Annotated in this window: 14 protein-coding genes; 3 read left to right on the top strand and 11 right to left on the bottom strand. The window is 71.6% G+C overall.

From position 1 onward, the window contains the following. Positions 1-17: 17 nt before the first annotated feature. The 5 genes from NGF19_RS09180 to NGF19_RS09160 all read right to left on the bottom strand — a co-directional run bounded on the left by NGF19_RS09180 (position 18) and on the right by NGF19_RS09160 (position 4691). On the bottom strand, positions 18-1598 hold the full coding sequence (locus tag NGF19_RS09180) for an ABC transporter substrate-binding protein (RefSeq protein ID WP_252423924.1): 1581 nt from the start codon (positions 1596-1598) through the stop codon (positions 18-20). A 191-nt stretch (positions 1599-1789) separates the two neighbouring features. Next, positions 1790-2548 (bottom strand): SDR family oxidoreductase, encoded by a 759-nt coding sequence (locus tag NGF19_RS09175; RefSeq protein ID WP_252423922.1) that lies wholly within the window; start codon positions 2546-2548, stop codon positions 1790-1792. A gap of 49 nt (positions 2549-2597) precedes the next feature. After that, positions 2598-3359, bottom strand: a complete 762-nt coding sequence (fabG, locus tag NGF19_RS09170; RefSeq protein ID WP_252423920.1) for a 3-oxoacyl-ACP reductase FabG — start codon at positions 3357-3359, stop codon at positions 2598-2600. Positions 3360-3519: 160 nt separating this feature from the next. Then, positions 3520-3903 carry a DUF3037 domain-containing protein gene (locus NGF19_RS09165; protein ID WP_252423911.1) on the bottom strand — a complete coding sequence of 128 codons (384 nt, stop codon included), beginning with the start codon at positions 3901-3903 and terminating at the stop codon, positions 3520-3522. Next, the gene (locus tag NGF19_RS09160; protein ID WP_252423909.1) at positions 3900-4691 is read right to left on the bottom strand and encodes a HipA family kinase; all 792 of its coding nucleotides are present in this window, start codon (positions 4689-4691) and stop codon (positions 3900-3902) included. Before NGF19_RS09160 ends, NGF19_RS09165 begins: the two co-directional genes overlap by 4 nt. Positions 4692-4987: 296 nt before the next feature. Between NGF19_RS09160 and NGF19_RS09155 the strand changes: the two genes are divergently transcribed. Beyond that, positions 4988-5482, top strand: coding sequence for a Rieske (2Fe-2S) protein (locus NGF19_RS09155; protein WP_252423907.1), 495 nt, complete (start codon positions 4988-4990; stop codon positions 5480-5482). 28 nt (positions 5483-5510) lie between these two features. Here NGF19_RS09155 and NGF19_RS09150 read toward each other — a convergent pair whose 3' ends face one another. Further along, a complete protein-coding gene (locus NGF19_RS09150) occupies positions 5511-6842 on the bottom strand; it encodes an aminotransferase class I/II-fold pyridoxal phosphate-dependent enzyme (protein WP_252423905.1) in 1332 nt (443 codons plus the stop codon). Between the two features lie 35 nt (positions 6843-6877). Between NGF19_RS09150 and NGF19_RS09145 the strand changes: the two genes are divergently transcribed. Further along, on the top strand, positions 6878-7567 hold the full coding sequence (locus tag NGF19_RS09145) for a pyridoxamine 5'-phosphate oxidase family protein (RefSeq protein WP_252423903.1): 690 nt from the start codon (positions 6878-6880) through the stop codon (positions 7565-7567). A 342-nt stretch (positions 7568-7909) separates the two neighbouring features. On the opposite strand, the gene NGF19_RS09135 is transcribed toward NGF19_RS09145, so the two are convergent. From NGF19_RS09135 to NGF19_RS09125, 3 genes are all read right to left on the bottom strand, one after another. Beyond that, positions 7910-8848 (bottom strand): DMT family transporter, encoded by a 939-nt coding sequence (locus NGF19_RS09135; protein WP_252423901.1) that lies wholly within the window; start codon positions 8846-8848, stop codon positions 7910-7912. A 182-nt stretch (positions 8849-9030) separates the two neighbouring features. Next, complete coding sequence (locus NGF19_RS09130; protein ID WP_252423899.1) at positions 9031-10035, bottom strand: EamA family transporter; 1005 nt, start codon at positions 10033-10035, stop codon at positions 9031-9033. Positions 10036-10081: 46 nt separating this feature from the next. Then, positions 10082-10708, bottom strand: coding sequence for a Clp protease N-terminal domain-containing protein (locus NGF19_RS09125; RefSeq protein ID WP_308288463.1), 627 nt, complete (start codon positions 10706-10708; stop codon positions 10082-10084). A gap of 267 nt (positions 10709-10975) precedes the next feature. On the opposite strand from NGF19_RS09125, the gene NGF19_RS09120 reads away from it, so the two are divergent. Continuing rightward, positions 10976-11785, top strand: a complete 810-nt coding sequence (locus tag NGF19_RS09120) for a PhzF family phenazine biosynthesis protein (protein ID WP_252423896.1) — start codon at positions 10976-10978, stop codon at positions 11783-11785. 63 nt (positions 11786-11848) lie between these two features. Here the strand turns inward: NGF19_RS09120 and NGF19_RS09115 are convergent, their stop codons facing one another. Both NGF19_RS09115 and NGF19_RS09110 read right to left on the bottom strand, forming a co-directional pair. Further along, positions 11849-12643 (bottom strand): CPBP family intramembrane glutamic endopeptidase, encoded by a 795-nt coding sequence (locus NGF19_RS09115; RefSeq protein WP_372505626.1) that lies wholly within the window; start codon positions 12641-12643, stop codon positions 11849-11851. 291 nt (positions 12644-12934) lie between these two features. Beyond that, positions 12935-14452 (bottom strand): glutamate-cysteine ligase family protein, encoded by a 1518-nt coding sequence (locus NGF19_RS09110; protein ID WP_252423892.1) that lies wholly within the window; start codon positions 14450-14452, stop codon positions 12935-12937. Positions 14453-14617: the final 165 nt, after the last annotated feature.

Here is a 14617-nt window from a genome sequence, read left to right as displayed (position 1 = left end):
GCCCCCTCACACCCCGGCTACCAGCTCGTCTTGCGGTGCAGCTCCCACATCTTCATGATCGTCGACGGGTCCAGGGCCTGCTCCCCGCCGGAGATGTCCTCGCTCGCCGCCACGTACTGCTTGCCCTGCCACAGCGGCAGCAGCAGCGCGTCGTCGACGAGGATCTTCTGGGCCTCCTGGAACTGCTCGACGACCTCGGCGCGGTCGTCCCGGCGCCGGGTCTCGGGCAGCAGCTCATCGGTGATCCGCTTGGCCGGGTAGGGCATGCCGAGCGCGTTCTGCTTGCCCACGAACGGCGCGATGAAGTTGTCGGGGTCCGGGAAGTCGGGGAACCAGCCCCGCCCGGCCACCGGGTACTCGCCCTTGTTGGCCCCCTCCTCGTACGTCTTCCACGGGCGGCTCTTGAGCGTGACCGTGAACAGGCCCGACCCTTCGAGCTGTCTCTTCAGCTCGCGGAACTCCGGGGCGGTCTCGGAGCCGTAGCGGTCGGTGGTGTACCAGAGGGTGAGCGGCACGGGGCTCGTGATGCCCGCGTCCTGGAGGATCTTGCGGGCCTTGTCGGTGCTGGGGTCGCCGTACCGGTCGAAGAAGCCGGCGGTGTGACCGGTGAGCCCGGTGGGGACCATCGAGTACAGCGGCTCGACGGTGTCCTGGTACACCTTGTGCGCGATCGCCGGGCGGTCGACGACCTGCGCGACGGCGTGCCGCACGGCGGGCTTCGCCGCCCAGGGGTCCTTCGCGTTGAAGACCAGGTAGTTGATCGCGATGCCGGAGCCCTCGACGAGCTGCAGGCCCTCCTTGGCGGCGTCGCTCTGCAGGGAGACGATGTCGGAGGAGGCGAGCCCTCGGTAGGTGACGTCGATCCGCTTCTCCCGCAGGGCGTCGACCATCTCGCCCGAGTCCTGGAAGTAGCGGATGGTGACCTTGTCGTTGCGGCGCTTCGCGACGCCCTTGTAGTGGTCGTTGCTCACGAGTGAGGCCTGGCCGCCCTCCTCGTACGACGCGAGGCGGTAGGGCCCGGAGCCCAGGACCTTGTCGTCCTTGCGCAGGGAGCGGGCCGGGTACGCGTCGGGGGCGACGATCGACATCGCGGGGGTGGCGAGGACGAACGGGAACGTCGTGTCGGGCTTGTTGAGATGGAAGGCGATCTCGCGCGTGCCGTTGGTGGTGATGTGGTCGAGGCTGCCCAGCAGGCCCGCGGGGCCGCCGCGTGTGTTGATCGCGCGGATGCGGTCGATGGAGTACTTCACGGCGCGCGCGTCCAGTGCCTGCCCGTCGGAGAACGTCATGTCCTTGCGCAGCACACAGCGGTAGACGAGGTTCGTGCCGTCGGTGAAGGAGCAGTGGTCGGCGGCGTCGGGGGCGGGTGCCGTCGCGCCCGTCGGATAGCTGAGCAGGGTCTGGTAGATGTTGCGGAACAGCTCCCAGGAGCCGTCCCAGGAGGCGGCCGGGTCCAGGGTGCTCGGCGCGCTGGTGGTGCCCACGACGATCGGGTCCTCCTTCTCGGAGGACGAGGAGAAGAGCGACCCGCAACCGGTCACCAAGGTGAGCGATGTGATCGCCGCCAGCCGACGCAGACAACGAATCCGGTGGAACACGCGCACGCTCCTCGCTCTGCCGTACCCAAAGTTGGCGGCAGACGCTACCGCAGCGCTCCGCCCGGGGAACGGGGTTCGCAGAGGTTCTTGATCGAGGCGTGATTGACCACGTTGTCATCGGTCGGTCTGTCTCGTACGGCCCGGCACGGGCGCCCTTCCGTCCAGGGGACGCCCGTGCCGCGGACGGTTCGTCAGACCCCGGCGTTCAGGAAGAGACCGCCGTCGACGACGAGCGTCTGGCCGGTGATCCAGTCGGACTGGTCGGACGTGAGGAATGCGGCGGCGCCGCCGATGTCCGAGGGCATCCCGAGCCGGCCCAGCGGGTAGGAGGAGGTGACCTCCTCCTCCCTGCCCTCGTACAGCGCCTTGGCGAACCGGGTCTTCACCACGGCCGGCGCGATCGCGTTGACCCGGACGCGGGGCGCGAACTCGTGCGCCAACTGCTGGGTCAGGTTGATCATCGCGGCCTTGCTGACGCCGTAGGCGGCGACGAAGGGCGACGCCGTCACGCCCGCGATCGAGGCGATGTTGACGATCGCACCGCCGTTGTCCTTCTGCCAGGCGTGCCAGGTCCGCTGGGCGAAGCCGAGCGCCGAGACCACGTTGGTCTCGAAGACCTTGCGGACGACGCCCAGGTCGAGGTCGGCGATCGGGCCGAACACCGGGTTCGTACCGGCGTTGTTGACCAGGTGGTCCACCCGGCCGAAGGCCTCCATGGTGCGCTCCACGGCGGCGGCCTGGTGCGCTTCGTCGTGAGCCTTGCCCGCGACGCCGATGACCCGGTCGGCGCCGAGCCGCTCGACGGCCTCCTTGAGGGCGTCCTCGTTGCGGCCGGTGATGCAGACGCGGTCGCCGCGGGCGACGAGGGCCTCGGCGATCCCGTAGCCGATGCCGCGGCTGGCGCCCGTGACGAGGGCGACCTTGCCGGAGGGTTCAGGCAGTGCAGTCATGTGTCCGTGTTCCTCTGGGTTCTTCTGGCCTCGGTCGGTTCCGCCGGCCTCAGTCGAGCGGTCCGCCGGCGACGTACAGCACCTGGCCGGAGACGAATCCGGCGGCGTCACCGGTGAAGAAGGCGATCGCGTTGGCGATGTCGTCGGGCTCGCCGACGCGCTGTACGGGGATCTGGGTGGCGGCGGCGGCCTTGAAGTCCTCGAAGCCCATGCCGACCCGGTCGGCGGTGGCCTTGGTCATCTCGGTGGCGATGAAGCCGGGGGCGACGGCGTTGGCGGTGACGCCGAACTTGCCGAGTTCCTTGGCCAGGGTCTTGGTGAAGCCCTGCAGACCGGCCTTGGCGGCGGAGTAGTTCACCTGGCCGCGGTTGCCGAGCGCGGAGGACGAGGAGAGGTTGACGATACGGCCGAAGCCCGCGTCCACCATGTGCTTCTGCACCGCGCGCGCCATCAGGAAGGCGCCGCGCAGATGCACGTTCATGACCGTGTCCCAGTCGGAGACGCTCATCTTGAACAGCAGGTTGTCGCGGAGCACGCCCGCGTTGTTGACGAGGATCGTCGGCGCGCCCAGCTCCTCGGCGATCCGCGCCACGGCCGCCTCGACCTGCGCCTCGTCGGAGACGTCGCAGCCGACGGCGATGGCCTTGCCCCCGGCGTCGGTGATCTTCTTGACGGTGTCCTTGCACGCGGTCTCGTCGAGGTCGATGACCGCGACGGCCCGACCCTCGGCGGCCAGTCGTACGGCGGTGGCGGCGCCGATGCCGCGCGCTGCGCCGGTGACGACGGCCACGCGCTGCTCAGTGGTGGACATAGCTGGTTCTCCTCGCCCTTGGAAAGCCTGGAACACCTTCGGGGATCTGCGGTCCCGCGCGATACGCCCACGGGTGAGCGACCGCTTAGTACCTTCAGTAGACGTGACGCTAGAAGCCCTGGCACCCGGTGTCAACGGCCCACCGGGTGCGTGTGATCCATTACCTCACCAGGAGCTCCAGCAACCGCTCCGCCTCGGCGGCCGGGTCGGCGGTCAGCCCGGTGTGCACGGGCCCTGGCTGCACGACCGTCGAGCGGGGCGCGATCAGCCAGCGAAAGCGCCTCCCGGCGTCGTCGCACGCGGCCTGCCCGGCCGCCGCGCCGCCCGCGCACACGCCCTCGACGGCACGGAGCGCGGCACGTACACCGGTGACGTCCGCGTCCGGGTCGAGCGCGAGCAGCCGCGTCTCGTCCAGGTGCGTCCGCGCGGCGACGAACGACCGGGCGCGGCAGTAGACCAGTACGCCCGCGTTGATGCACTCGCCGCGCTCGACGCGGGGCACGACACGCAGCAGCGCGTACTCGAAGACGTCCCGCTCGCTCACTTCTTCTCCCCCTCGAAGGCCTCGGCCTCAAAGGCCTCGATGCCCTGGACGCGTTCGTGGATGACGGCGGCGCGGGCGAGCAACGGCCGCGCATAGGCCTGCCGCAGCGCGTCCGGCGTGTCGAAGCCGGGCTCTCCGGCCAGCCACTCGTCCGGGATCCGACCGGTCACCTCGGTCAGCAGCTCCTCGGTGACCAGCGGCGCCAACTCGGCGGCGGCGCCCGCGACATCCGGGGCGAAGGGGGCGAGAGCGTGGTCGCGGGCGTCGTAGGGGCGGGCGGCGGAAGCCTCGGCGCCGGGCCAGTTGTGCTGCCAGATCATGGTGGCGCCGTGGTCGATGAGCCACAGATCTCCGTGCCACATGAGCAAGTTGGGGTTGCGCCAGGAGCGGTCGACATTGCCCACGAGCGCGTCGAACCAGACGATCCGCCCGGCCTCCTCGGAGCCGATCTCGAACGCGAGCGGGTCGAAGCCGATCGCCCCGCTGAGGAACTCCATACCGAGGTTCAGCCCGCCGCTCGCCTTGAGCAGCTCCTGCACCTCCTGATCCGGCTCGCCAAGGCCCAGCACCGGATCGAGCCCGATCGTCACGAGCCTCGGCACGCGCAGGCCGAGCCGCCGCGCGAGTTCCCCGCAGACGACCTCGGCGACAAGCGTCTTGCGCCCTTGCCCCGCCCCCCTGAACTTCATGACATAGGCCCCGAGATCGTCCCCCTCGACGAGCCCCGGCAGCGAACCCCCCTCGCGCAGCGGCGCGACGAACCGGGTCGCCGTGACGTGTGTAAGCATTCCGCCAGGCTATGCGAGGACCTGGACGGCCGACACGCGCCCGTGGGCTCGTGCTCGGTGGGGATCGTGGAGCGTTCGGGTCCCTTCGGCACCGGCCCCGTGCGCGCCTTGCGGGCGGCCGTTCCCCCGCGGGTCAAGATGTCGGGGCCGTTCGAACAGCCAGTGCCCACTGCTCCGTACCTCGTACTTCCGTACCCCCTGTACCCCCTGCACCTCCGTACTTCCGTACTTCCGTACTTCCGTACTTCCGTACTTCCGTACAGAGCAGCGCACCATCCGTGGAAGGGAACGTCCGCATGACCAGCGAACCGCTCCAGTCCGACTCCGAGCCGTCCCGTCGCACGGTCGTGGCGGCGGTGGGTGTGACCGGACTCGCCGCCGCGCTGACCGCGTGCGGGGAATCGGACAGCACCCCGTCAACCAAAGCGTCCAAGGCGTCCAACGCGCCGGACAAGAGCACGGCCGAAGCCGGGGAGCACGACGGCGGGGCGGCCGGCTCCGGGGGCACGGACCTCGCGAAGACCTCCGAGATCCCCGAGGGCGGCGGCAAGATCTTCGCCGACCAGGGGGTGGTGGTGACACAGCCGAGCAAGGGGAAGTTCAAGGCGTTCTCGTCCAAGTGCACCCACCAGGGCTGCGCCGTGACGAGTGTCGAGGACGGCGTGATCACCTGCCCCTGTCACGAGAGCCGGTTCTCCGTGGCCGACGGCAGCGTGCAGGCGGGGCCCGCGCCCCAGCCGCTGCCCACCGCGGACATCGCGGTCGACGGGGACACGATCAAGCTCGTCTGACCCCTGCGCTCGTCCGCGCTCGTCCGCGCTAGGCATACCTCCTGACCGGGGTCGGGCCGAGAGCATGAGCGAGCGCGTCCGCGAGCAGTTCCGTCTCGTCCGCCGTCAGCGACGAGACGGTGATACGGATGCCGGGCGGCGCGCCCAGCCGGAAGCGGGCGCCGGGCGCGACCGCCCAGCCCGCGTGCAGCAACCGCGCGACCACCGAGGTCTCGTCGGGCACGGGAATCCACACGTTCAGCCCGCTGCGCCCCTGGGCCGCGACCCCGCGCCGGGCGAGCGCGTCGATCAGCGCGGCACGGCGCGTGTCGTACGCCGCCGCCACCGCCCCGACGTCCACCGCGCCCTCGGTCCACAGCCGCACCACGGCCCGTTGCAGGATCCGGCTCACCCAGCCGGGCCCCAGCCGCTGCCGCCCCCGGACCCGGTCGACGGTGACGGTGTCGCCGGTGAGCACCGCGAGCCGCAGATCGGGCCCGTACCCCTTGGCGACCGAGCGGACGAAGGCCCAGTGCCGGGTGGCCCCCGCGAGGGTGTGGAGGGGCACGGCGACGATGCCGTGGCCGTGGTCGTCCTCGATCAGCAGGGTGGCCGGGTGCTCGCGGAGCACGGATCGCAGGGCGCGGGCGCGCGCGGCACTGACCGCGGCACCGGTCGGGTTCTGCGCCCGGCCCGTGACGATCAGGGCGCGCGCCCCGGCCGCCAGCGCGTCCCGTACGTCGTCGGGAAGCGGTCCTTCGTCGTCCACGCGGACGGGGACCATCCGCAGTCCGAGCGCGGGGACGAGGTCGAGGGTGCTGCCCCAGCCGGGGTCCTCGACGGCGACCGCGTCCCCGGGCTTGAGATGAGCCGTGAGGACGCGCTCGATGGCGTCCAGGGAGCCGGAGACCACGGCCGACGGCCCCTCGGGGACCCCGTCGGCGTCCAGGGCGGCCCGCGCGAGCCGCGCCAACTCCGGTTCCACGGCGACATCGCCGTACAGGACCGGCTCGGCGTCGCCCTGGGCCGCTGCCGCCGTGAAGACCGCGGCCAGCGGCGGCAGCAGCGCGGGGTCGGGGTTGCCGTTGGAGACGTCGCGCACCCCCTCGGGCACGTCCACGCGCCGGTCGTCCCGTCCCGTCGTGGCGGGCGCGGACCGCACCCGGCTGCCCCGGCGCCCGGCGGTCTCGATGACCCCGCGTTCGCGCAGGATGCGGTACGCGGCGGCGACCGTGTTGGGATTCACCCCCAGTTCCGTCGCCAACTGCCGCATGGACGGGAGGAGTTGGCCTGGTTCCAGCTTCCCGTCGCCTACCGCGCTCTCGACGCTCGCCGCGATCTCTGCTGCGCGCTGCCCACTGATCCGATATTCTCCTAGCACAAACCCAATTATGCACTAGTGCAATGGAGAACGCCATGCAGGGGAGCCAGCAGTCGGCAGCACCGTCCGCCGTCTATCCGCCGAGCGACCGCACCGTCCCCACCCGCGCCGCGGAACGGGCGTCGTACGACAGGGAGTCGGTGCACGCGATACTCGACGAGGGCTACGTCTGCCACCTCGGCTTCGTCCGCGACGGCGCACCGGTCGTGCTGCCCACGCTCTACGGCCGCATCGGCGAGCGGCTCTATGTGCACGGCTCGACGGGCTCGCGCCCGCTGCGGATGGCGGACGGCGCCGAGCCGGGGCTCGCGGTGTGCCTGACGGTGACGCATGTCGACGGTCTGGTCCTGGCCCGCTCGGCCTTCCATCACTCGATCAACTACCGGTCCGTGGTGGTGCACGGCATCGCCCACCAGGTCACCGACCCCGAGGAGAAGCGGACGGCCCTGGACGCGCTCGTCGACCACGTCGTGCCGGGCCGTTCCCGCGACTCCCGCCCCGCGAACAAGAAGGAACTGGCCGCCACCGCGGTGCTCCGCCTCGATCTGGCGGAGGTCTCCGCCAAGGCGCGCACGGGCGGCGTGAACGACGAGCCCGAGGACCTGTCCCTCCCCCACTGGGCCGGTGTGCTCCCGGTCCGCAGGCAGTACGGCGCCCCGCTCGCCGACCCGGACCTGGCACCCGGCATCGAACTGCCGGACTACCTGCCGGAGGGACCGCGCTGATCCACCCCTGGGACACGCCCCGCGACGACGCCGAATGGCAACTCTGGCTCGCCGCCCAGCGGGCGAGGACCCCTACGGCCGCATACTGCCCGGCATCCGCGGTCTCGGACTCGAAGTGACCGGTGTACGCGCGAAGTTCACGTACGCCGGTCAGAAGTCCCGGGAGGTCCAGGAGCGGATCGCGGCCGAACCGGCGGCACGGGGCGGTCCGCTCGACGCGCGGGCCCGCGAGCATCTGCTGCGACGGCAGAAGGAACAGGCGGACCAGGGCCGAGACGGGACGGGTGCGTCGATCCGTGCCCGTCCCGTACTCAGCCCCGAGTCGCTCCGTCGGTCGCTACGTCAGACGAGGACCGGCTCCCGTGCCCCGCGCGCTTCCGCCAGCGCGAGCCCCGCGACCGAGCCGAGCATCAGCGCGGTGCCGCCGAGGGTCGCCGCCGTCAGGTGCTCGCCGAGCAGCACCACGGCGAGCACCGCCGCGCTGACCGGCTCCAGCAGCATGATCACGGACACGGTGGCCGACCGTACGACCGCGGCGCCCGCGAAGTACAGGACGTAGGCCAGGGCTGTCGGAACGACCGCGATGTAGGCCATGAGCCAGAAGACCCGGCCGAGTTCGACGGTGTGCGGCAGCGCCCCCTCCGCCAGGGCGAACGGCAGCAGGCACAGGCTGGTGACCGCGAACGCCGACAGCGTCGTACCCGACGCGTCGGTCCCGCCGTCGCGTCCCGACCACCGGGTGTACAGCGTCATCACGCTGTAGGCCGCCGCCGAGACGAGCGCGAGCAGCACACCCCAGGGGCGCACGGTGGCGCCGTCGCCGCCGAGCGCGAGGACCCCGAGCCCGGCGAGCGCCCCGAGGACGGCGCTCACCCCGCCGAGGCCGAGCCGCTCCCCCATCAGCAGCCGGGCACCGAGCGCGATGAGCACAGGTCCGGCGCCGAGTGTGACGACGGTCCCCACGGCGAGCCCGGTGGCCTCGACGGCCGCGAAGTAGGCGGTCTGGAACACCGCGAGCGCGAGGCCCGTGACCCCGGTCCGCAGCGCCTTGCGGCCGAGCGGTTCCCGTACGGCGGTACGGACGGGCGGGCGCAGCAGGCGGACGGCGAGCAGCGGGAGCAGTCCACCGGCACAGCGCCAGAAGGAGAGGGCGAGCGGCCCCATGTCACTGGTCTGGTAGACCAGCGAGGCGGCGGCGCCCGCGGTGCCCCAGGCGGCACCGGCGATGATCAGATAGAGGAGGCCTCGCCCGACGGGCAGGCTCCCAGCAGCATGCGACATGAGTTGTCTCCGCAGAGGTGCAGAAGTTCGGAAGGCGACCCCGGTTCGACGTCGGGGTCGGCGGACTTCATCTGCGGGCAGCACCGTTCCGCCCGGCCGCTCGGCCGGGCATGGACTCCGGAGGCCCGCCTCAGGCGGCCGGAGGGGGAAGAACGAGTGCGTTCATGGGCATGGTCCGCACCCTATGCGGCCGTCTCGCGAGTCGACAACTCCCTTTCCGGGCCGCCGCTCGCCACCGGCTCCGGGGAGTTCTTGGCGGGCGCCGACGACTGGGCAATGAACGCGCCCACCAGCACGACCGCACCGCCGACGATCTGCGGCAGCGAGAGGTGCTCGCCGAGCAGGACCCAGGCGAGGACGGTCGCGATGACCGCTTCGAGACAGGCCACGACGACGGCGACCTGGGGCGAGAGGCGGCGCACGGAGAGCACCCCGGTGACATACGCGAGGACCGTGGCGACGAGGACGATCCAGAACAGCAGCAGGACAGCCGGGACGGCGATCCCGTTCATGTGCGCGTGGTCGGTGAGCACCTGCCAGTCCATGGTCCAGGGCCGCGAGACCACGGTGAGGACGGCGGCGCCGATGAGCAGGCCGTACGCGATCACGCCGAGCGGGTCCGGCGCCTCCTCGCCCGCGTCGCCGCCCTGGTCGGACAGGACGAAGTAGCCGACCTGGCAGCCGGCGGCGCCGAGCGCGAGCAGCAGCCCCAGCGCGTCGAAGCTCAGGCCCGACCACACCTCGACGACACAGGCCAGGCCGCCCACGGCGAGCACCACGCCGATGGCCGCGGCACGGGTCACGGGCCGTCGCTGGACGAACCGCACCCAGCCGAGCACCAGCGCGGGCGAGAGGTATTCGATCAGCAGGGCGACGCCGACGGGGATGCGGGATATCGCGGCGAAGTAGCACGCCTGGACACCGGCCACGGCGAGCAGGCCGAACCCGACGAGCAGGGCGGGACGGCGGCGCAGCAGCGCCCGGTGGCGTACGGCGAGCGGCAGCATCACGAGCGCGGCGCCCGCGACCCGTAGCCACACCACATGGAGGGGGTCGAGCCCCGCCTGGATCAGCGGCTTGGCCGCGACACCCGATCCACCGAAGGCCAGCGCCGACACCAGGGCGAGCCCCAGTCCGACGCCTCTGCCCTGGCCGCCCTGACTGCCGTTTGACGTATGCACCGGCACATGATGACAGGCAACGACATGAGCGTCACCCCCGATAGCTCCTGTCTCAGAGGATGGACCTGCGCACCTGCCGGACCGGGCCCGGTGCGGCGGTCGGCCCCTCCGGCGCCGCGCGCTCCTGCTCGTACGCGGTGCACTCCTGCTCGTACTCCTCGACCACGGCCGCCGCTTCGATCCGCGCGGGCAGCGCCTCGACGTCGACGCCCGCGCGCACGAGGACCTCGACGGCCCGCGACTCGGGGTCCGTGACGATCGTGGCGAGCAGATCGAGCCCGCGGGTACGGGGGTGGCCGCCCCGCTCGGCGCGGACGCAGGCCGCTTCCAGGGCGATCGCCGCCGTCGGCGACCACCCCTCCGGCTCGCACAGCACCGGGAGCGCGCCGGAGTCCTCGACGCTGCTCTGCCAGCGCAGGCCGTAGCCGATGGCGCGCTGGACGAGATAGCCGAGCAGCCGGGCGACCTGCGGACCGTCGAAGACGGCCCGCACCTCGGGGTCGGACTCCAGCAGGGTGTGCAGCAGATGAGCGGTGTCGATCTGCCGGTCACCGTCCCGCAGGGCGCGTCTGCGGGCGCCCGCGACCACGGCCGTCAGTGCGGCGGTGAGCCGGGCGTCGAGGTCCACGTGGCGTACGCCGCGCTCGGCGGCCGGTTGCTGGGAATGACAGGGTGGCACGCTCCCTACCCCATCAGCCCCGTCGGCTCGGGTCATCCCCGTGGGGCAGCATCTTCACGTCCGACACAGGTTGGGCATCGCTGACCGGGTTCTCCTCCTTACGGAGGAGATCGCACCGTTGTCCCCGTAGGGCGCGCGCCTCCTTGCCACGCGCCGCCACGGGACGCTCACGGCACCGCCGTTCCGGCCGCCGCGCATCGCGGCACCGGTCCAGTCACCTCGAATTGGCCTTGGTCCGCCGCCCCTTCGGGCCTCTAGCGTCGGGCCATGCGGATTCGAATCGTCGACGCCTTCACCGACCGACCCTTCACCGGCAACCCCGCCGGTGTCCTCCTTCTCGACGCCTTCCCGGACGACGGGTGGCTCCAGGACGTGGCCCGCGAGGTCAACCACGCCGAGACCGCGTTCGCGCACCGCCTGCCCGAGGGCGGCGAGGCGGACTGGGCGCTGCGCTGGTTCACGCCCGCCACCGAAGTCGCCTTGTGCGGCCACGCCACCCTCGCCACCGCCCATGTCCTGCACACCACGGGCGCCCACTTGGGCCCCGTGCGGTTCGCCACCCGCAGTGGTGTCCTCACCGCCGCCCCGCGCGAGGACGGCTCCCTGACCCTGGACTTCCCCACCGCGCCGCTCGCCCCGGTCGAGGTGCCGGAGGGTGTGGCCGATGCCCTCGGCGCGGCGCCGCTGGCCGCCTTCGACACCGGCCCGAACGTCGGCGACCTGCTCCTCGAACTCGCCGACGAGAAGACGGTCCTCGGTCTGCGTCCCGACCACAAGGCGCTCACCCGGCACTCCCGGCGCGGCATCATCGCGACCGCACGCGCGGAGGACCCCGTCCGCGGCTACGACTTCGTCTCCCGCTGCTTCTTCCCGAACGTCGGGATCGACGAGGACCCGGTCACCGGCAGCGCCCACACCGCCCTGGCCCCGCACTGGTCCGCGCGCCTCGGCCGCCCGGACCTCACCGGCCTCCAGGCCTCCCCGCGTTCCGGCCGCGTCCGCACGGAACTTCGCGGCGACCGCACCCTGCTCACCGGCCACGCGGTCACCGTCATCGAGGGCGACCTGCTCGCCTGACACGACGACAGGGGCGTACGGCCTCCCCGCACGCCCCTGTCCCACCGCCCTGTCGGGGCGCGGTCACGCCGTCGGCAGCCACCCCACCTTGCCCGCCAGCAGCGCGTACCCCACGAACGCGCCTATGTCGAGCAGGGAGTGGGCCACCACCAGCGGACCGACCCGCCCCCAGCGCCGGTACAGGCAGACGAACACCACGCCCATCACCAGGTTGCCGAGGAAGCCGCCGACGCCCTGGTAGAGGTGGTACGAGCCGCGCAGCACCGAACTCGCCACCAGGGCCGTGCCGGGCGTCCAGCCCAACTGGCCGAGCCTGCGCAGCAGATACCCGACGACGATGACCTCCTCCAGCACGGCGTTCTGCAGCGCGGACAGGATCAGCACGGGGTACTTCCACCACACGTCGGGCAGCGCCTCCGGCACCACCGTCAGATTGGCGCCGAGTCCGCGGACGGTCAGGTAGAAGGCGATGCCCGTGGACCCGATCAGCGCGGCGACCATCGCGCCGCGTGCGAGGTCCGGGCCCGGCCGTGTCCGGTCGAAGCCGAGCGTGCGCAGTGCGGCGCCCTCGCGCAGCAGGAGGTGGGCGACGAGCGCCACCGGTACGAGGGCCGTCGTGATCCCGAAGAGCTGCCAGGCGAGGTCGAGCCAGGGCCGTCCGGGCGCGGCCGAGGCGTTGAGGGTGGCCGCCTGGTCCTTGAGACCGCCCGGTTTGGTGACCGAGCCGACGAAGCTGATCAGCGCGGACAGGCCGCTCGCGCCGAGCGAGAGGGCCAGCACGAGCAGCGTCTCGTTCCGGAACACCTGTCGCGTCGGCCGCTCCACCCGGGCGGCATCGGCCACCGACTCTGACTCCACCTGTACTCCCGCATCCCGTTGGGCACCCTGTCGCACCCATCTTCGCCCCAGGGCCTGTCGTTTGGATCATGCCGGGCTCGCGGGGTCTGGCACCGCTCCCCCAAGCTCTTCGAGCAGGGGGGACCCCCAGCCGCGTTGTCGTCGGTTGGCAGGGCTCCGCCCTGCCGCCCTCCTCCGCCTTGCGATGCTCCCCCACTGCCTGAACGGCGTGGGAGGTGCCCCCAGCACCAGACCCCGCTCCCTGATCCGGCCTGATCCAAACGACAGGCCCGAGCGCGAGGGAGCGGGCACTCAGCCCAGCGGCGCGGGCTCCGGTGACGCGAGCGGCCAGGTGTGGACGGGCTCGCCGATGTGCATCAGCTCGTAGTACCGCCGGGTCGTCCTGGCCAGGGCGGTCTGCCGGTCGAGCCCCTGCTCCAGGGCCTGGTGGAAGGTGGTGGTCTGCCAGCTCGCGCCGTTGACCCTGCGTCGGCAGCGCTCCTCGATCACTCCGAGGTAGTAGTCCCGGTCGGCGCGCTCGACGCCCCACGCGTCGAGCCCGGCCTCGGCCATCGGCAGCAGTTCGTCGCGTACGAGGTCCACGGCGGCCACCTCGGTGATCCCGCCGTAGCGCCCGCGCCGCGGCCACCGCAGCCGCGCCTCGATGCCGTACCGGCAGGCCGCGTCGAAGTTGGCGGCGGCGGCCTCGAACGGCAGCCGGCTCCACACCGGCCGCGCCTCCTCGGCGAGGGAGCGGACGACGCCGTAGTAGAAGGCGGCGTTGGCGAGCACATCGGTGACGGTGGGCCCGGCGGGCAGCACCCGGTTCTCCACCCGCAGATGCGGAACCCCGTCGACGACGCCGTACACCGGCCGGTTCCAGCGGTAGATCGTGCCGTTGTGCAGGATCAGTTCGCCGAGCCTCGGGGTGCCGCCCTGGTCGATGACGCTCAACGGGTCCTCGGCGTCGCAGATCGGCAGCAGGGCCGGGAAGTAGCGCACGTTCTCCTCGAACAGGTCGTACGCCGAGGTGGTCCAGCGCTCCCCGAACCAGGTGCGCGGACGCACGCCCTGTGCCTGGAGTTCGGGCGGCCGGGTGTCGGTGGACTGCTGGAACAGCGGGGGCCGGGACTCGCGCCACAGCTCGCGGCCGAACAGGAAGGGCGAGTTGGCGCCGAGGGCGACCTGCGGGGCCGCGATCGCCTGCGCCGCGTTCCACACATCGGCGAACCGCGCGGGCGTGACCTGGAGGTGCAACTGGACGGAGGTGCAGGCGGCTTCCGGTGTGATCGAGCGCGCATTGCAGACGAGCCGTTCCACCCCGTCTATATCGAGGACGAAGTCCTCGCCGCGGGCGGCCACGATCTGGTCGTTGAGCAGGGTGTAGCGGTCGACGGCGGAGAGGTTGGAAGAGACCAGGTCGTCACGGTCGAGGGTCGGCAGAATACCGATCATCACGATTCCGGCGTCGACCTCGTTCGCTTTCCGATGCGCATACGCGAGCGAGGTGCGCAACTCCTCGGCAAGCCGGTCGAATACCAGGCCGCCAAGTCTGTGTGGAGCTATGTTGACCTCCAGATTGAACATGGCGAGTTCTGTTTGGAAATCACGGCTCGCAATCCTCTCCAGTACTTCCGCATTCATCATTCTCGGCATGCCGTCGGAGCCCAGGAGATTCAATTCGATCTCCAGGCCCATGAGGTTCCTGGGGCGGTCGAACCGCTTCTCCTCCAGCAATCGCGCCAGCCCCTCCAGACACTGCCTGAGCTTGTCGCGATAGCGCTGCCGATCGGACAGGTCGAACCGTCCTGCCACGACCTTCTCCCCCATCGAAGTGTCCCTCCTCGGATGGGCAGGCCGACGATCCGGCCCGTACTGTCCCGGGTCACGGGGATGATGCCCAGACGAGGCGATCCATAACGCGCCGCGCGCGACCGCTGCCCGCTACGCTGACGGGAGTTCCATGGGGCACATTCACGAGGCATGATTCACGGG

It is taken from the genome of Streptomyces macrolidinus (assembly GCF_023887685.1).
Taxonomy (GTDB): domain Bacteria; phylum Actinomycetota; class Actinomycetes; order Streptomycetales; family Streptomycetaceae; genus Streptomyces; species Streptomyces macrolidinus.
The sequence above is the reverse complement of the archived record's forward strand: the minus strand, read 5'-3'. Positions and strand labels throughout refer to the sequence as shown.